Here is a 15,662-nt window from a genome sequence, read left to right as displayed (position 1 = left end):
CTCACGCCTAGCCCTCACCACCTTTTTGTTTTCACAGCAAGGGATCCCCATGGCCAAGGTAAGGTTTGGCATTGTTGTTTTCCCCGGTTCCAATTGTGACCGCGACGTAGCCTGGGTAACCCGCGGCCTCTTGGGCTGCCCGACGCGACTCATCTGGCACCGGGAAACCGATTTATCGGGGCTGGATGTGGTGGTGCTGCCAGGGGGCTTCAGCTACGGGGATTATCTACGAGCTGGGGCGCTGGCCCGTTTTGCGCCAGTGATGGGATCCCTGGCCGAGCATGGGGCGCGGGGGGGCTATGTCCTGGGCATTTGCAACGGCTTCCAGATCTTGACAGAAGCCGGTCTGCTGCCGGGGGCGCTGGTGCGCAACGCCAACCTGCACTTTATCTGCGACCGGGTAGGGATCCGCGTGGAGCGGCAAGACCTGCCCTGGACCAGCGCTTACCCTTGCGGAGCCACCCTGACCCTGCCCATCGCCCATGGGGAAGGCCGCTACGTCTGCGATGCCGATACCCTCAAGCAGTTGCAGGACAGGGGGCAGATCGTCTTTCGCTATGCTCCGGTCGCGCCCAATGGCTCGGTGGACAACATCGCCGGCATTTGTGACCCTAGCGGTCGCATCCTCGGCCTGATGCCTCACCCGGAGCGGGCGGCGGATCCCGACTTGCCGGGGCAGGATGGGATCCCCTTTTGGCAGTCGATTGTCCAAAGCCTGGCCGGTTAGCCCTGCTGGGCCTGAGCCAACACCCTGCGCACCTGGTTCACCATCTCCTCGTGATCCACCACCGGCTTGGCGATGTAGCCATCGGCCCCACTTTGAGCCAAAAAGGCCTCGCGGTCGCCCCGCATGGCATGGGCCGTCACCAAAATGATGGGAATGGAGCTGCTTTTGGGATCCCCCTTCAGCAGTTGGGCAATGCGGATCCCGTCCACGGCCTCGCCACGAAAGGTGCTTTGAGAAAGGGAGACATCCAGCAAAATCACGTCCACCTCGTGCGCCTGCGCCAGCCGTAGGATCTCCTCCACATCCTGGCTGTGAAAGACCTCAAACCCGCCTCGCCGCCGCAACACTTTGTCGAAAACGCGGGCGTTAATTGGATCGTCTTCCACCAGCAGCACTGTTGCCATCGCTAACCTGAAGTTGACTTGGTTGCGAACTCGAGCCGCAGCAATCCCCGTAGTTCTGGAAACCATCCCGAAGCAATTCTAGCCATCCCATTCGAGCAGTGGGACAAGAGCTCCCCCTCCAAAATACTGATAACAAATCTCAATAAAGTAGCGCCAGTAGCTACCCCCTCTGCCAGCAGGAGAGGACAGCTACCGTTTTGAAAACAGCTTTGCTGGGTTGCCTGGGGGATACTCTACCAGCCTGGAACCGAGCGCCCTCTGAAAACAAAACAAAAACAAGGCCGGGGATTTTTCCGGCCTTGTACGGGGTACAACTGCCGTCTCTTTTGGCCGCCTCAACCCACTCAACACTCTCAGCAAGCCGACAACAGCAGCCCCTGGCGCAGGTTACTTCTTCTGAATCCTAGGAGTTTCGCGAAAGGCGACGGCAAAAAACAGAAGGCCCAGCGTCAAAAACAGAATAAAGGTGTAGGTGATGGCTTCCATACCAACCTCCAAATCAGAATCCTAAGGGGGCTTGATTCCAGATTAGCTCAAAGCCGCCAGCACCCCCTCTCCCCAGAGAAACAGAGTGCCGGCGGTCATCCCGCGAGAAAGCCTTACGCTTCTTGCACCTTGCGCGTGGTGGGATCCCCCACTTTCTGGAAGACGCCGAATTCCACCATTTCCTCGCTCATGTTCGGGTCAATACCGGCGAACACATCCCGGAAGAGAGTACGGGCGCCGTGCCAGATGTGCCCGAAGAAGAACAGCAGCGCAAAGACCGCGTGGGCGAAGGTAAACCAACCGCGGGGGCTGGTGTGGAAAGTGCCGTCGGCCTTAGGCGTTTCGCGGTCGAACTCGAAGAGCTGGCCCAACTGAGCCATACGGGCATACTTTTTAACCGTTGGCGGGTCAGTGAACACCTGACCGTCCAGCTTGCCGCCGTAGAACTCCACCGTCACGCCCACCTGCTCAAAGCTGTAGCGTGACTCGGCGCGCCGGAAGGGAATGTCCGCCCGCACCACGCCATCGGCGTCCCGCAGGATGACGGGGAACGTCTCGAAGAAGTTGGGCATGCGTTGCACCGTCAGCTCCCGACCTTCACGGTCCCGGAAGACGGGGTAGCCCAGCCACTCGATAGCAATACCGTCTCCCTTGTTCATCGGACCAGCCCGGAACAAACCACCCTTGGCCGGGCTGTTACCCACGTAATCGTAGAAGAGCAGCGACTTGGGGAGAGAATTGTAGGCCTCGCTGCGGGTCATCCCGGCCTCCATAGCGGCATTGACGCGCCGGTTAATTTCCTGGTTGAAATAGCCGGAGTCCCATTGGTAGCGGGTGGGGCCAAACAGCTCCACAGGAGTGGTGGCACTGCCGTACCACATCGTCCCGGCCACCACAAAGCCGGCAAAAAACACGGCCGCAATCGAGCTGGAGAGCACGCTCTCAATGTTCCCCATGCGCAGAGCCTTGTAGAGGCGTTGGGGTGGGCGTACTGTAATGTGAAACAGGCCGGCAATGATGCCCACGATGCCCGCGGCAATGTGGTGGGCCACCACCCCGCCAGCGTTGTAGGGGTTAAACCCTGCCGGCCCCCACTCCGGCGCCACCGGCTGCACATGCCCTGTCGTCGCGTAGGGGTCGCTGACCCACATCCCTGGGCCAAACACCCCCGTCAGGTGAAAAGCCCCAAAGCCGAAACAAAGGATCCCGGCCAAGAGCAGGTGGATCCCAAAAATCTTCGGCAAGTCCAAAGCCGGCTCGCCGGTACGGGGATCCCGGAACAGCTCCAGATCCCAGTACACCCAGTGCCAGCAGGCGGCCAAAAAGAGCAAGCCAGACAAAACAATGTGAGCAGTGGCTACCCCTTCAAACGTCCAGAAGCCGGGATTGGCCACGCTCTCGCCGTAGATATTCCAGCCGCCCCAGGAGTTGACCACCCCCAGACGCACCATGAATGGCATGACGAACATGCCCTGACGCCACATCGGATTCAGGACAGGATCCGATGGCTCGAAAATAGCCGTTTCATACAGCGCCATCGATCCGGCCCAACCTGCCACCAGCGCAGTGTGCATCAGGTGTACCGCGATCAGGCGACCTGGGTCATTTAATACAACGGTGTGGACCCGGTACCACGGTAGTCCCATAAAGCTCGATCCTCCACGTTCTCCAACACTTGCGCGATATCCAGTCAAAAAACTGAAGCCGACATCTTCACCTGGGATCCTTACCTAAGCAGTCTCTTCAGTGTCGAGGGGTGCCGCACCCACCTAACCCAAGAGCGCACCCAGTGAGGACATCGCTCTCAGAATTTTCATCACAGGCATCAAACAGTATAACGAAACGCAACTGACCTGAGCGGCTTCAGGCGGGATGCCCTCTTATCTGCCATCATCTTCCCAGATCTCTCGCCAAAGATTAAAAATATGATTTAAAGTGTAACAATACTTAGCAAACCCTGGAGCTTTCCTGGCTCAATCTGAAAGGTGTCGTGGTTTCGGGCGAGATTATGGCAACGATTCGCTTTGTCAACGAGAATAGAGAGATCGTCGTCGCGGAAGGCGCTAACCTGCGCTTGAAGGCGCTGGAGAACCAGATCGACCTCTACAAGATGATGGCCAAGCTGCTCAACTGCGGCGGCAACGGCCAGTGTGGCACCTGTGTGGTGGAGATCGTCGAGGGAGCCGAGAACCTCTCTCCCCGCACCGAGGCGGAAAACCGCAAGCTCAAGCGCAAGCCCGATACCTATCGTCTCGCCTGCCAGACGAAGGTATTGGGGGATGTTGCGGTGAAGACGAAACCCTAGAGCCGGCTTGGCCGCTTTTGGGCAAGGCGTACCTGAGAATGGTATGCTAGCTGCCAGTTGGGTTTGCGGCGTGTGCAGCTATGGAGACGAACTACCTGGGCCTTTTGGCCACCATTTTGGTTATTCTGGTACCCTCGATCTTCCTGGTGATCTTGTACGTGCAGACTTCCAGCAAGTCGGAGAGCTGACCTAGGCCCATGAAGGCAAGTCTTACCTCCTGCTGAGGAACCAAGGCTCACAGTCGACGATGACATCCAAAGCTCGACGGGGATCCCCGATGGAAAAGGGGATCCCTCTACTTTTTGCGCCAAGCTGTCCCTTGGCCGAGGCCCTCTCCACCTGGAGCCCTCCGGCAACGGTTCCTGCCTGTCTGTGTTGCCTGCGAGAAGGTTTCCGCTTCCCTAGCTAGAAATCTATAGCCTTCATCGGAAAACTTGATTTTTGTCTATCCTAGTTTGCCACTAGGATGCCTCTTAAGATTTTTTACAGGATCTCAGTAGGCGATGGGGTCAGGCGGGATTCCTGGCCGTAAGGAGGATTATGAGTTTGGACGGGCTGGTCAGAACCGCGTGGTTAATTCCCCTCTATGCGCTAGTGGCGTGGCTGGGGGCGTTGATTTGGTCCCCTGGGATCACCCGGCGCACCGGCCCCCGACCGGCGGGCTATCTAAATGCGCTGCTGACCTTGGTGGCGTTCTTGCACAGTGTGGGGGCGCTGGTGGCGATTTGGGATCAGCCGGCGCAGGTGATTCGGCTGCCCTGGCTGCAGGTAGGGGATCTGGTGTTGGAGCTGCCGCTGCAGGTTTCATCGCTAACGCTGGGGGCCTGCGCCGTGGTGACGGGGCTAAACCTGGCGGCCCAGATCTACGGCTTTGGCTACATGGAAATGGACTGGGGCTGGGCGCGGTTCTTCTCGCTGCTGGGCCTGTTTGAGGGGGGGATGTGCGCTCTGGCTCTGTGCGACTCTTTGTTTTTCAGCTACGTCATCCTGGAGATTTTGACTCTGGGCACCTACCTGTTGGTGGGCTTTTGGTTTAACCAATCGCTGGTGGTAACTGGGGCCCGGGATGCTTTTCTAACCAAGCGCATCGGCGACCTGTTGCTCTTGATGGGGGTCATCGCCATCTATCCTTTGACGGGATCCTGGGAGTTTGAGGACTTGACGGCTTGGGCAAAGTCGGTGCAGGCAGGAGCTATCTCTGTGGATCCGAACTTGATCGCCTTGGTGGGGCTGGGGTTGCTGGCCGGCCCTGTGGGCAAGTGTGCCCAGTTCCCTTTGCATCTGTGGCTGGATGAGGCGATGGAAGGGCCGATCCCCTCTACGATCTTGCGCAATGCGGTGGTGGTGGGCACAGGAGCTTGGGTGTTGATTCGGCTGCAGCCGCTCTATGAGCTTTCCCCGACGGTGTTGCGGCTGATGCTGGTGATCGGGGGGCTGACGGCAGTGGGGGGATCCCTGGTGGCCCTGGCCCAAATTGATGCCAAGCGGGCCTTGTCCTACCTGGTGAGCGCCTACATGGGCTTGATCTTTGTAGCGGTGGGCACAGGACACACGCAACAGGCCTACCAACTGCTGCTCACCTATGCGCCGGCGATGGCCTTGCTGGTGATGGCGCTGGGCATGGTGATCTGGAACAGCATTACCCAGGATCTGCGCTATCTGGGGGGCTTGTGGTCGCGGCGGCCCATTTCCGGCCTGTGCTTTTTGACGGGGATGGCCGGCATGGTGGCCCTGCCGCCTTTCGGCTCCTTCTGGGTGCTGACGGATCTGTGGCAGCAGTTGGCGCAATCGGGGCAGGGGCTGTGGGCGGCAGTGGTGCTGGTCACCAACGCGGTAACGGCGCTGGGGCTGACGCGGGTATTCGGCCTGGTTTGGGGAGGCAAGCCGCAGCAGATGAGCGAGCGCTCCCCAGAGGTGCACTGGCCGATGATGTTGCCCAGCACGGCCATGATGGGGGTGACGCTGCATGTGCCGATGATTCTGGCGGCCTTGGATCTCTTGCCGGCTCTGCAGGGGATCCCGATTGCGGTGATGGCCGGATCCAGCTTGGCGGGCATCGCGTTGGGAGCCTGGCTGTACCTGCCGCGGGGGCGGCGGCCAGTGGACTGGGCTTTCTTGGCCGACTGGCAGGATCTGCTGGCCAACGACTTCTACACCCCCAAGCTCTACCGCGCCAGCGTGGTGTTTGTGGTGCGCATCATTTCTGAGGTTACGGCCCTCTTTGACCGCTACGTGGTGGACGGCGTGGTGAATTTGACCAGCTTAGTTGTGCTGGCAGGAGGTCAGGTTTTGAAATACACCACCTCCGGCCAGTTGCAGGCCTATGTGCTGACGATTGTGGTGGGGGTGGCCCTGCTGGGCTGGCTAATTCTCTAGGCAGAGGGGGACGGAGTCCTTAAGAAAGAGGGAAAAGACCATGCTGAGTGCCTTGATTGTGTTGCCGATTTTGGGATCCCTGCTGCTGTTCCTGGGCTTGGGAGGGCGCAAGCTGGCGGTGGTCTTGGCCGGGATCCCGTTGGCCATCTCGCTATTTCTGTTTACCCGCTTCGACGTGCAGGCGACCGGCTTTCAGTGGGAGCAGCGGTGGGATTGGATCCCGCAAATCGGGCTGAGCTACTCCCTGGGCTTGGACGGGCTGGCTTTGTTGATGGTGGCCCTGAACGGGCTGCTCACTCTCATCGCCATTTTGACGGCTGAGCCGGAGACCAAGCGGCCCAATCTCTTTTACGGCTGCATTCTGCTGATGAGTGGGTCGGTCAACGGGGCTTTTGCCGCCCAGAACCTGCTGTTGTTTTTCCTCTTTTACGAGCTGGTGCTGATCCCGATCTACTTGCTCATTTCCATCTGGGGCAGCCCCAAGCGGGATTATGCCGCCATCAAGTTTTTGATCTACACCGCTGTTTCCGCCGTCTTCCTGTTGGGGGCGTTTCTGGCCGTCTACTGGCTGGGGGATCCCCATACTTTTGAGCTGGCCGAGATTCGCATCAGCTCCCTGGGCCCCGCTGCCCAAACCCTGGCCCTGTTGGCTTTGATTGTGGCCTTTGGCATCAAGATGCCGCTGGTGCCCTTCCACACCTGGCTGCCCGACGCCTACGGCGAGTCTTCCCCGCCGGTGGCGGTGCTGCTGGGAGGGGTGCTCTCCAAGTTGGGCACCTATGGTCTGTTTCGCTTTGGGCTGCAGTTGTTTCCCCAGGCTTGGGCCGATCTGAGTGGGCTGCTGGCCTGGTGGGGGGCTATTGCTGTGCTGTCGGGGGCTTTGGCGGCCATCGCCCAAAAAGACATCAAGCGCATGGTGGCCTACAGCTCCATCGGCCATATGGGCTACATCCTGCTGGGTATGGCGGCGGCCACGCCGATTAGCCTGACGGGGGCGATGGTGCAGATGGTCTCCCACGGCCTGATTCTGGCGCTGCTGTTTGATCTGGTGGGCCTGGTGGAGCGCAAGGTGGGAACGCGGGATCTGAACGTGCTCAACGGCCTGCTCAATCCTCTGCGCGGCCTGCCCACCGTGAGCGCCCTGTTGATCTTGGGCGGCATGGCCAGCGCCGGGATCCCGGGCTTGGTGGGCTTTGTGGCCGAGTTTTTGATCTTCCAGGGCAGCTACCAAGATTTTCCGTTGCCCACGTTGCTCAGCATCTGCGGCACCGGCTTGACGGCGGTGTATTTTGTGATTTTGCTCAACCGCACCTGCTTCGGCAAATTGGACAACCGCACCGCCTACTACCCCCGGGTGCAAGGTTGGGAGCGGATCCCGGGCTTTCTTTTAACTGCCTTGATCGTCTGGTTTGGGATCCAGCCCATGAACCTGGTGAAATGGCCCCAAACCTTGGCCTTTACTCTATCCACCCAGGTGGCTCAAGCCCAGACGCTTGTCATCGCGGAAGCCGAACATTCTTCTCCCTCCAGTTTGCTGCAGGGATCCCTGATGGACAACGCAAGCTCATGACTTTCTCCCCTAGCCGAAGGCAGTGAAGAGTTGGAGACTTTTTCCATGACGACGACCCTGGTTACGCCCAAGCTCCCCCCTTCCACCCATCCCTTTGCCGAGGTGGTGCATCGCCTCGAGGCAGGGGGATCGATGCTGCCGGATACGCCGGAAAACCTGATGCAAATTATCGGCCTCTACAAAGCCTATGCGGTGCCGATGGACTTTTACTGGCGCGATCTGCTCTACATTGCCGAGCAGGTGTTTGTGGATCCCTTGCCCTTTTTTAAGTTCATCATTCCCGAAGAATATTTGAAGCTGGCCAACCACTACGCGGGGGATAATGCCGATTTGCGCATTTGGCGCGGCCCCGCTACGGCCCACCCGGAACTGCTGGAGTTCATGGAAAAAGGGGAGCTCAAGCGCAAGCTGCCGCGGATTTTGCATCACCTTTGGCATGACCGCATCAACATGGAATTTGCCGAAGAATGTATGCGGGCCATGCTCTGGCACCGGGATATGGGAGGCCTGCTGGATCCCTATATGGATTCGGAAGAATACAAGCAAAATGCCGACCGCGCCATCCGCGCCTACTGCCAGGGCAACCCCCTTTTGACCGGCCTGTACAAGCTCTTTCCAGACATGTTTCTGGAACTCTGCCGCCAGGCCACCATGTATTCGGTGCTGGGCCTGTTTTGGGAGGTGATGGCCCCCGTCTTTTTTGAGATGAGCGATCTCTACGACGAGGGCAAAATCACCAGCGTGCCGGAGGCGATGAACTTTTTGGTTAACGGGATCTTCGCCGTTGCCGGGCGGCCCATTTATCACCGGGTGCGCATTGGAGGAGAGTGGTACGACATTGTGCCCAAATCCAAAGGATTCACTTGGCTATACGAGGCGGCTTTCCCCTATGTGGAAGCGGTGTTTTATCGCACCTCTCCCTTCCGCGGCACCAAGTCCTACAACGCCCAAGCCAACGAAGTTCCCACCAACCAATTGGATTTCCACTACGGGGTTCTCTACGCCGATAAGTTTCCGGTGGGCAGTGCCGGGATCCCGCCGACCCTTTTGCACCAGGATATGTACCACTTTTTGCCCCAGTATTTGGTGGAGTATTACCGCAAGCATTGCCGTGGTGAAGACGACATGCTGATCCAGCTTGGGATCAGCTTCCAGCGCTCCATGTACAACGTTACTTCAGCCGTGATCCAGGCGGGGAGAGCCGCTTTCTTGTATCCTCTGGACGATCCCAACCCGCGGCATTTGATGAGGAACCGCCGTTATTTTGAGGGACAGCTCAATCGCTTCACCCGACCGGAATACGGCATCCGCGAGGCAGCCCGCCTCTCCTATATTCAGGATCAAAACTACCGCTAGTTGAGGACAATTACGCCGATTTCAGGTGGTCGGTTTTGGCTTTCCCTTTTCCCGATCCTGCTTGGACCCAACTGCTCTTCTGAACCTGCCGTCCAGACCTTTATTCCCACTTCAGCAAAACAAGGATCTTGGCCATGCCTGATATTGTCGATATTGCAGTTTCTGCTGAGGGTTTTTCCACCTTGGTTACAGCCGTGAAGGCGGCAAACTTGGTGGATACTTTGAAAGGCCCTGGCCCTTTCACTGTTTTTGCGCCCACCGATGCGGCTTTTGCCAAGTTGCCCCCCGGCACCATCACCACCCTAGTGCAAAACATCCCCCAATTGACTCGCATTTTGTGTTACCACGTGGTGCCCGGTCGCCTGAAAAAGGCGGATTTGGCCAAGTACCAGCGTGTAGGCTCGGTAGAGGGATCCCCCATCGATTTGTTTATCGAGGGGGACGTGTTTGAGGTGAACAATGCCACCGTTATCCAGGCGGATATCGAGGCGGACAACGGCATCATTCACGTCATCGACACCGTGATCCTGATGCGCCCCCACTGGTTCTGGCCGATCATGCTCTCGGGAGAAACAGGGAAAAGCGAGGGCCAAAGCTTGGCTAGCGACCGCAGAGTCGATACACCGGCAAGGTGAAATGAAAACTGCTGCCCTTGCCCAGGATCGATTCCACCCAAATCTGGCCATAGTGGGCGCGCACGATGCGACGGCAAAGGGAAAGGCCAATGCCATAGCCTTCCTGCTGTTGGTCGCGGGATAGGCGCACCGCATCGGAGAAGATGTTCTCTTGCTCGGCTTCCGGGATCCCAGGGCCGGTGTCGCTGACGGTCACCTGTACCTTTTGGCTGGTGCGGTGGAGGATGTTGAGGCGGATGGATCCCCCGGCGGGAGTGTACTTGATGGCATTGTCCAACAGGTTGAAAATAACCTGGCGGATCTTGTCGGGATCCACGTGAACTGTGGGCAGATCCACCGGAATATCGGCTTGAAACTGCAATTGCTTGGCTTGGATGCGAGGCAGTAGCTCCTCGATCACTGGCTGGCATAGGCTGGCCAACTGAGTTTCCACGGCTCGAATCCGCAGCTCCGAGGCACTGCCACGGGCCGACTCGAGAATATCGGTGATCATGCTGTCCATCTTGCGCAATTGCTGGCGGGCATGCTCGAACAACTGCCGCTCCACCGCCTTGTCCAGGGATCCTTCTCGCCCTTGCTGTAGGGTTTCGACCGCCAGGGCTGTAGCCGTCAGGGGGCTGCGCAAATCGTGCACCAGCATGGCCAGAACGCGGTCTTTGAAGTCCAACTGCTCCCGCAGTTGGGCGCGCTCCTGGCGCAGCGAAAACACCTCTTCCGACATTTGCAACAACGCCTCGGTGGTCGGGGGAGGAGCAGGATCTTGACCCGCCTCTTCCTGGTAGGAAACCAAAGCCGCCTGACCCTGCCAGCGGGGCCACCACACTTCCAACTGCGTCGCCAGATCTTCGCCCGCCAAGACCTGAGCCGGCAGGGGTTCTGCTTTCACCAAGGCTGGCGTCACCACCAACTTGTAGTGCTCTGCTAGGTAGGGGTGCTCCTCCAGCGGTACCACCTTCAGATGGGCAGGATGCTGGCCCGGCAGCCCCTGGATGTGCCGACGCAATTGCTCCGCCAGTTCCTCGATATTGGCTCGACCCTGAGCAAACAACAGCAGGCGAATGCCAGAACGGGTGGAGGTGCGATCTAGCGAAGTTTGCATAGGCAAAAGTCCCAAGGGCCAAAGATGAGGTCTGCAGCAGCAGAGGTTGCCGCCAACGAAACCCGGCTCCCTCGCTGCCCGTCCTTTACCTTCCTAACACTTAACTTTGGGAAAAGTTTAGGAGGGAACATCAAAGGCAGTGAAACTCAGTGAAACAGATACGCCAGCCCTACCAACACTGCCAGCAACCCCGCTGTTGTCAGAGTGAAGTGCAGGAGGGAGGTTTTGCCTTTACGCACCATGTTGCGCATGGCCAGGCGGGTATAGCTCACCTGAGGCGAGGATCCCTTCTCAACAGGGGTGGAGCTGACAGGAGAGGGCTGCGACATCGGGATGGCCGGAACAAAAGCTGAACACTACCTTTAACCTAGCCCAATCCACCCCTCTTGATAAATACCCCCTGCCCCCCAGGGCGCTGGCTCAGTCAAACCGGCAAGGGATCCGCAGGCACTGCTGCAACAGCTCCTGGTAATCCCGTCCGTCCATGAGAAAAGCCCCAAAGCGAGCCAGGTGCGGGTTCATCAACTGGGCGTCAAAAAGGCGAAAGCCCCGCTCCCGCAGGTGTTCCACCAGCTTGACCAGCGCCACCTTCGAAGCGTTGGGAATGCGGTAAAACATCGATTCGCCGATAAAGGCCGCCCCCAAAGCAATGCCCAGGATCCCGCCTGCTAGGGTGTCTCCCTGCCAGGTTTCAAAGCTGTGGGCAAACCCCGCTTGGTGCAGGGCAAGGTAGATCTGCTTTAATTCCGAGCTAATCCAAGTTTGGGGGCGAGCGGCACAGCCCTCCACCACTTGCTCAAAAGCGCCGTTGATCCGCACCTGAAAGCAACTGCCGCGCACCAAAGGCCGCAGCGAACGGGGACAGTGAAACCGCTCGTCCAAAGGGATCAGCGCGTGCTGCTCGGTGCCATACCAGGCCAGGGATCCGGTTTCTTCGTCCGCCATGAGGAAGTAGCCCTGGGCATATCCGGTCAGAATAGCGCCTATATCTACCTGCATGCTGTCTCTGCGCCTCTCAAGATTGCCATTCCGGCGAGAGGCTGGCAAAGTCTCCCGCATCGACCTTGGGGTGACAATCCACACAGCCGCTCACCCGCACTGGGTTGGGAAAGTCTACTTGCGGGTGCAAAGCGCGGAAGTAGCGAGACTCGGCCAGGCGATAGGGCACCGGTTCCCCTTGGCGCAGGGGACGGGAATTAGGCCGCAAATAGCCCCAAGCCAGTTGTAAAGCCACGCCGGTCAGGGGCTGGATCTGCTGGCCGTAGTGGTTGGGATCCTGTAGCAGCCGTCGCCAGGTTTCGGTGGGCAACACCTGAGCGGGCAGCGCCACATGGCAAGTGCCGCAACTGCGCACGTATTGGGCCTGCTCCAACTGGGCCTGGGTGAGGCTTTGCTGCGCTTGCGTCAGGGATCCCATCAATCCGACCAGAAGGACGATCAGGCCAAAAAGCCAAAATCGCCGCTGTCGCTTTCTCAAGGGAGCCATGCTCTCACACCAAGGTCAATGCTTTCCCAATTTAGACCAGCCCGCGAAAGATCCAGGCCCAGTTCCTGGAATTGGCTTGGCCTATCTTTGCAGAAACTCCAGAAAATCCCGCCACCAATTGCAGATCCCTTGCCACATCCGCAGCATTTCTTGGCGTATCTCTCCCGTTTCCTCCTGCAGCTAAGCCGGGCGGAGCTCGATAGCACCGCTGCGCCTGTCAAAGCGAGCCAGAGCTCCTCGGGGAGCCAGCATCAGTTTCTGCGATCAGCACCTCGTGCTTTTGCACAATTCAGTTCAGCGCTTTCAGCTCCTTGCCCAGGGTTTGAGCGGTGCTGGACAGGCTAGATAGCATCAGTGGCAGCCTAGTTTTTGGACTCTCTCTCCGACAAGAGCAGGTCGCAGCCAAATCCGGCTGGGTCTAAAATAGCGGGGCTGCGGACTCTCCCTCGAGTTTTTCGTATGGACTTGCCTAACCTCCTCTGGCCAGACCCCGGCGAGATCCCGGCTCCTCCCCAGCCGGGGATCCTGGGCATCTTGGCTTCCGGCAACGGCAGCAACTTCGAGGCCATCGCCCAAGCCATCGATGCTGGCGAGCTACGGGCGCAAATTGCCGTCGTGATCACCAACAATCCAGACGCCTACGTGCGGCAGCGGGCGCGGCGAAGAGGGATCCCTTGTATTCTGCTCAACCATCGGCACTATGCCAGCCGGGAGGCGCTGGACGCGGCCATCTTGCAAGTGCTCCAGGAGTATCAGGTGGAGTGGGTGATCATGGCCGGCTGGATGCGTTTGGTGACCCAAGTGTTGCTGTCTGCCTATCCGGAGCGGGTTTTAAACCTCCACCCCAGCCTCTTGCCCAGCTTCAAGGGCCTGCGGGCGGTGGAGCAGGCGCTGGAGTACGGCGTGAAAATCACCGGCTGCACCGTCCACCGGGTCACGTTGGAAATGGATAGCGGCCCCATTGTGGCGCAAGCAGCCGTACCGGTTTTGCCGGAAGATACGGTGGAATCCCTTTACCGGCGCATCCAGGCCCAGGAACACCGCCTCTACCCGCTGGCCATCCGCCTCTGTTTGGCCGAGGGATCCCGCCTCCCCAAGTTCTCGGAGAAGCTGCACAATTGAGGGTGAGCCCGCCGCTGGCGCCCCCTATGGCCGAAATCTCGCCGTTGCTCGTTTTCGACAGCTCTGCGATCCTGGCCGGTCGCCCGGCTCTGTGGCAGGAATGGGCCCGTTTTGGGGTGTGTGTGCTGCCCCAGGCGGTGATGGCGGAGCTAGAACGCCTAACCCGACAGGCCATCGACCCCCAAGAAGAATCGACAGCGCGCGCCTTCTTGCGCCACTGGCCCCGTTTGGGATTTGCCGTCTCAGAAGCCCGCGCCCTGGTGGGTGAAGTCAACGCCGGCGAGCAGTCGCTGCGAGTCCGCCTAGAGCAGGCCATTGCCGAGTGTGCCTATGCCCTGGCCCAACAGCAGCCGGGATCCCTGGTGGTGGTGGTGAGCAACGACCGACCCTTGGTCGAGCGAGTGCAGGGGCTGGGCCTTGCCAACCTCTGTGCCATCTCTCTGGCCGAGCTCAACCGGTGGATGCGCCAGCGCCCCCAGGCTGTGGCTATGGCTTGGAAGCGGCTGCCAGGGCCTCCCATTCCCGCTGCTCCGTTGCCCCCCTCCCCAACTTCTGCAAAACCACCCTCCCCCGCTCAAAAGGGCTCCCGACCTGTTCAACGGAGATCTCAGGTTGGATTCGCCTGGAAAAGCGTGCAAAACTCCCTGGCGCTGCTGCTGGCTTTGGCTTTCTTCTCGGCAGCAGGGTTGCTGGCCTGGCGTTTGTTGGATCCCACGGGGAGCGAAGGGATCTGGCGGCGGCTGCCCCTGTCTCGGACCCTTGGCTGCGCGATCTCTAGCCGCTTTGGCCGAAAGAGCCCCCGCAGACCTATGCTAGGATGAGGGCTTGCTGAAAACCCGGATCCCGCCCCATGACGGAAACGGCTGACCTTTGGCCCCAGCTTTTGGGACAGTTGCTGGAGCGGCAATCTCTGAGCGAAGCCCAAGCCGAACAGTTGATGAACGGCTGGCTGCACAACCAAGTGCCGGATGTGGTGTCGGGAGCGATTTTGGCGGCCCTGCAAGCCAAGGGGGTCAGCGCCAGTGAACTGGCCGGCATGGCGCGGGTGCTGCAGCGAGCTTCCCTGGGATCCCCCCTGGATCTGCCCCTGTTGGTGGATACTTGCGGCACCGGGGGAGATGGGGCCGGCACGTTTAACATTTCCACTGCCGTGGCCTTCGTGGTCAGCGCTGCCGGGATCCCAGTCGTGAAGCACGGCAACCGCTCTGCTTCTGGCAAGGTTGGCTCGGCGGACGTGCTGGAGGCGTTGGGGGTGAACCTGAGCGCTGAGCCAGAGCAAGTGCGGGCGGCGGTGGCGGAAGTGGGCATCACCTTTCTCTTTGCCCCCCACTGGCACCCGGCCATGCGGGCGGTGATCCCCTACCGCCGCGCCCTTAAAGTTCGCACTGTCTTTAATCTCTTGGGGCCCCTGGTCAATCCCCTCTATCCCAACCGCCAGGTGATCGGGGTTTATGCCCCGGAGCTGGTGCCGGTGATGGCCGAGGCCTTGCGTCTGTTGGGGCGGGAAAGGGCCGTGGTGTTGCACAGCCGCGAAGGTCTGGACGAGGCCGGGTTGGATCAGCCCACCGATCTGGGCATCCTTTCCGGTGGGCTGGTACGAACAGAAGTTTTGAACCCGCGAGATTACGATCTTACGCCCGCACCTGTCCAGGCCCTCCAGGGGGGGAACTTGGCGGAAAATGCCGCCATCCTCGCCCAAGTTCTCCAAGGATCCGGAGCGCCTGCCCAGCGGGATGTGGTGGCCCTCAATGCCGCTTTGGCCCTGCAGGTGGCCGGAGCCGTTCCCGATTGGGGATCCGGAATTGCCCAAGCGCGGGAGATCCTTGCCAGCGGCGCTGCCTGGGATCGCCTGCAAAAGCTGGTCAATTTTCTGGCTTCGTGACGTACTCCCGCACTCATGCTGACGCATAGAGTGCGGGCTTCCCAGTGACTCCTGCCCAATAGCAGGACATTTCCTGAGCTTGAAGAACGGGACGCCCCACCGCTCTGGATTTGATGACTCTCGCCGAGCTGTGATCCCTGCCAATCCTCAACCCACAGTGCGGACAATCGTGCCACCGCTCATGCAGCTTTTTGGGCACATCTCGACCACACCC

Annotated in this window: 17 protein-coding genes and 1 pseudogene; 10 read left to right on the top strand and 8 right to left on the bottom strand. The window is 59.5% G+C overall.

Annotated elements, in window-relative coordinates:
* Nucleotides 1-49: 49 nt before the first annotated feature.
* Nucleotides 50-727, top strand: coding sequence for a phosphoribosylformylglycinamidine synthase subunit PurQ (gene purQ, locus ACVWXC_RS04020; protein ID WP_011429544.1), 678 nt, complete (start codon nucleotides 50-52; stop codon nucleotides 725-727).
* Here purQ and ACVWXC_RS04015 read toward each other — a convergent pair.
* From ACVWXC_RS04015 to psbB, 3 genes are all read right to left on the bottom strand, one after another.
* Entirely contained in the window at nucleotides 724-1,131 is a 408-nt protein-coding gene (locus ACVWXC_RS04015) for a response regulator (RefSeq protein WP_099812393.1), read from the bottom strand. The genes purQ and ACVWXC_RS04015 overlap by 4 nt on opposite strands.
* A 387-nt stretch (nucleotides 1,132-1,518) precedes the next feature.
* Nucleotides 1,519-1,617 (bottom strand): photosystem II reaction center protein T, encoded by a 99-nt coding sequence (locus ACVWXC_RS04010; protein ID WP_011429542.1) that lies wholly within the window; start codon nucleotides 1,615-1,617, stop codon nucleotides 1,519-1,521.
* Between the two features lie 113 nt (nucleotides 1,618-1,730).
* Nucleotides 1,731-3,263 carry a photosystem II chlorophyll-binding protein CP47 gene (psbB, locus tag ACVWXC_RS04005; RefSeq protein WP_457391278.1) on the bottom strand — a complete coding sequence of 511 codons (1,533 nt, stop codon included), beginning with the start codon at nucleotides 3,261-3,263 and terminating at the stop codon, nucleotides 1,731-1,733.
* Nucleotides 3,264-3,625: 362 nt separating this feature from the next.
* Here psbB and ACVWXC_RS04000 point away from each other — a divergent pair, with 362 nt between their 5' ends.
* From ACVWXC_RS04000 to ACVWXC_RS03975, 6 genes are all read left to right on the top strand, one after another.
* Entirely contained in the window at nucleotides 3,626-3,922 is a 297-nt protein-coding gene (locus tag ACVWXC_RS04000) for a 2Fe-2S iron-sulfur cluster-binding protein (RefSeq protein WP_011429540.1), read from the top strand.
* An 80-nt stretch (nucleotides 3,923-4,002) separates the two neighbouring features.
* Nucleotides 4,003-4,110 (top strand): photosystem II reaction center protein PsbM, encoded by a 108-nt coding sequence (gene psbM / locus ACVWXC_RS03995; protein WP_011429539.1) that lies wholly within the window; start codon nucleotides 4,003-4,005, stop codon nucleotides 4,108-4,110.
* Nucleotides 4,111-4,462: 352 nt separating this feature from the next.
* Complete coding sequence (locus ACVWXC_RS03990) at nucleotides 4,463-6,298, top strand: NAD(P)H-quinone oxidoreductase subunit F (RefSeq protein ID WP_011429537.1); 1,836 nt, start codon at nucleotides 4,463-4,465, stop codon at nucleotides 6,296-6,298.
* A gap of 40 nt (nucleotides 6,299-6,338) precedes the next feature.
* Nucleotides 6,339-7,868, top strand: a complete 1,530-nt coding sequence (locus ACVWXC_RS03985; RefSeq protein WP_099812396.1) for an NADH-quinone oxidoreductase subunit M — start codon at nucleotides 6,339-6,341, stop codon at nucleotides 7,866-7,868.
* Nucleotides 7,869-7,913: 45 nt separating this feature from the next.
* The gene (locus ACVWXC_RS03980) at nucleotides 7,914-9,224 is read left to right on the top strand and encodes a CO2 hydration protein (protein ID WP_457391275.1); all 1,311 of its coding nucleotides are present in this window, start codon (nucleotides 7,914-7,916) and stop codon (nucleotides 9,222-9,224) included.
* A 134-nt stretch (nucleotides 9,225-9,358) separates the two neighbouring features.
* Nucleotides 9,359-9,859 (top strand): fasciclin domain-containing protein, encoded by a 501-nt coding sequence (locus ACVWXC_RS03975; RefSeq protein WP_099812398.1) that lies wholly within the window; start codon nucleotides 9,359-9,361, stop codon nucleotides 9,857-9,859.
* On the opposite strand, the gene ACVWXC_RS03970 is transcribed toward ACVWXC_RS03975, so the two are convergent.
* The 4 genes from ACVWXC_RS03970 to ACVWXC_RS03955 all read right to left on the bottom strand — a co-directional run bounded on the left by ACVWXC_RS03970 (nucleotide 9,825) and on the right by ACVWXC_RS03955 (nucleotide 12,444).
* Nucleotides 9,825-10,958 (bottom strand): histidine kinase, encoded by a 1,134-nt coding sequence (locus tag ACVWXC_RS03970; protein ID WP_011429533.1) that lies wholly within the window; start codon nucleotides 10,956-10,958, stop codon nucleotides 9,825-9,827. The genes ACVWXC_RS03975 and ACVWXC_RS03970 overlap by 35 nt on opposite strands.
* A gap of 146 nt (nucleotides 10,959-11,104) precedes the next feature.
* Complete coding sequence (locus ACVWXC_RS03965; RefSeq protein ID WP_011429532.1) at nucleotides 11,105-11,287, bottom strand: DUF3285 domain-containing protein; 183 nt, start codon at nucleotides 11,285-11,287, stop codon at nucleotides 11,105-11,107.
* Nucleotides 11,288-11,378: 91 nt separating this feature from the next.
* A complete protein-coding gene (aat, locus tag ACVWXC_RS03960; protein ID WP_011429531.1) occupies nucleotides 11,379-11,957 on the bottom strand; it encodes a leucyl/phenylalanyl-tRNA--protein transferase in 579 nt (192 codons plus the stop codon).
* A 16-nt stretch (nucleotides 11,958-11,973) separates the two neighbouring features.
* On the bottom strand, nucleotides 11,974-12,444 hold the full coding sequence (locus tag ACVWXC_RS03955; protein WP_011429530.1) for a hypothetical protein: 471 nt from the start codon (nucleotides 12,442-12,444) through the stop codon (nucleotides 11,974-11,976).
* Nucleotides 12,445-12,903: 459 nt separating this feature from the next.
* Between ACVWXC_RS03955 and purN the strand changes: the two genes are divergently transcribed.
* From purN to trpD, 3 genes are read left to right on the top strand one after another with little or no spacing between them, the layout of a single operon-like run.
* Nucleotides 12,904-13,566 (top strand): phosphoribosylglycinamide formyltransferase, encoded by a 663-nt coding sequence (purN, locus tag ACVWXC_RS03950; RefSeq protein WP_011429529.1) that lies wholly within the window; start codon nucleotides 12,904-12,906, stop codon nucleotides 13,564-13,566.
* Between the two features lie 26 nt (nucleotides 13,567-13,592).
* Nucleotides 13,593-14,387, top strand: a complete 795-nt coding sequence (locus tag ACVWXC_RS03945) for a PIN domain-containing protein (protein WP_099812399.1) — start codon at nucleotides 13,593-13,595, stop codon at nucleotides 14,385-14,387.
* A gap of 29 nt (nucleotides 14,388-14,416) precedes the next feature.
* On the top strand, nucleotides 14,417-15,448 hold the full coding sequence (trpD, locus tag ACVWXC_RS03940; RefSeq protein ID WP_011429527.1) for an anthranilate phosphoribosyltransferase: 1,032 nt from the start codon (nucleotides 14,417-14,419) through the stop codon (nucleotides 15,446-15,448).
* 13 nt (nucleotides 15,449-15,461) lie between these two features.
* Here trpD and ACVWXC_RS03935 read toward each other — a convergent pair.
* Nucleotides 15,462-15,662, bottom strand: a pseudogene (locus ACVWXC_RS03935) (RNA-guided endonuclease TnpB family protein); the annotation flags it as partial.

The sequence above is a fragment of the Thermostichus sp. OS-CIW-20 genome (genome assembly GCF_054061455.1).
This window is presented reverse-complemented; position numbering and strand designations above follow the sequence as displayed.

What these genes read in the sequence shown, in the direction of transcription:
- purQ (WP_011429544.1), top strand. Translation starts at nt 50, where the DNA reads ATGGCCAAGGTAAGGTTTGGCATTGTTGTTTTCCCCGGTTCCAATTGT.
- ACVWXC_RS04015 (WP_099812393.1), bottom strand. Translation starts at nt 1,131, where the DNA reads ATGGCAACAGTGCTGCTGGTGGAAGACGATCCAATTAACGCCCGCGTT.
- ACVWXC_RS04010 (WP_011429542.1), bottom strand. Translation starts at nt 1,617, where the DNA reads ATGGAAGCCATCACCTACACCTTTATTCTGTTTTTGACGCTGGGCCTT.
- psbB (WP_457391278.1), bottom strand. Translation starts at nt 3,263, where the DNA reads ATGGGACTACCGTGGTACCGGGTCCACACCGTTGTATTAAATGACCCA.
- ACVWXC_RS04000 (WP_011429540.1), top strand. Translation starts at nt 3,626, where the DNA reads ATGGCAACGATTCGCTTTGTCAACGAGAATAGAGAGATCGTCGTCGCG.
- psbM (WP_011429539.1), top strand. Translation starts at nt 4,003, where the DNA reads ATGGAGACGAACTACCTGGGCCTTTTGGCCACCATTTTGGTTATTCTG.
- ACVWXC_RS03990 (WP_011429537.1), top strand. Translation starts at nt 4,463, where the DNA reads ATGAGTTTGGACGGGCTGGTCAGAACCGCGTGGTTAATTCCCCTCTAT.
- ACVWXC_RS03985 (WP_099812396.1), top strand. Translation starts at nt 6,339, where the DNA reads ATGCTGAGTGCCTTGATTGTGTTGCCGATTTTGGGATCCCTGCTGCTG.
- ACVWXC_RS03980 (WP_457391275.1), top strand. Translation starts at nt 7,914, where the DNA reads ATGACGACGACCCTGGTTACGCCCAAGCTCCCCCCTTCCACCCATCCC.
- ACVWXC_RS03975 (WP_099812398.1), top strand. Translation starts at nt 9,359, where the DNA reads ATGCCTGATATTGTCGATATTGCAGTTTCTGCTGAGGGTTTTTCCACC.
- ACVWXC_RS03970 (WP_011429533.1), bottom strand. Translation starts at nt 10,958, where the DNA reads ATGCAAACTTCGCTAGATCGCACCTCCACCCGTTCTGGCATTCGCCTG.
- ACVWXC_RS03965 (WP_011429532.1), bottom strand. Translation starts at nt 11,287, where the DNA reads ATGTCGCAGCCCTCTCCTGTCAGCTCCACCCCTGTTGAGAAGGGATCC.
- aat (WP_011429531.1), bottom strand. Translation starts at nt 11,957, where the DNA reads ATGCAGGTAGATATAGGCGCTATTCTGACCGGATATGCCCAGGGCTAC.
- ACVWXC_RS03955 (WP_011429530.1), bottom strand. Translation starts at nt 12,444, where the DNA reads ATGGCTCCCTTGAGAAAGCGACAGCGGCGATTTTGGCTTTTTGGCCTG.
- purN (WP_011429529.1), top strand. Translation starts at nt 12,904, where the DNA reads ATGGACTTGCCTAACCTCCTCTGGCCAGACCCCGGCGAGATCCCGGCT.
- ACVWXC_RS03945 (WP_099812399.1), top strand. Translation starts at nt 13,593, where the DNA reads ATGGCCGAAATCTCGCCGTTGCTCGTTTTCGACAGCTCTGCGATCCTG.
- trpD (WP_011429527.1), top strand. Translation starts at nt 14,417, where the DNA reads ATGACGGAAACGGCTGACCTTTGGCCCCAGCTTTTGGGACAGTTGCTG.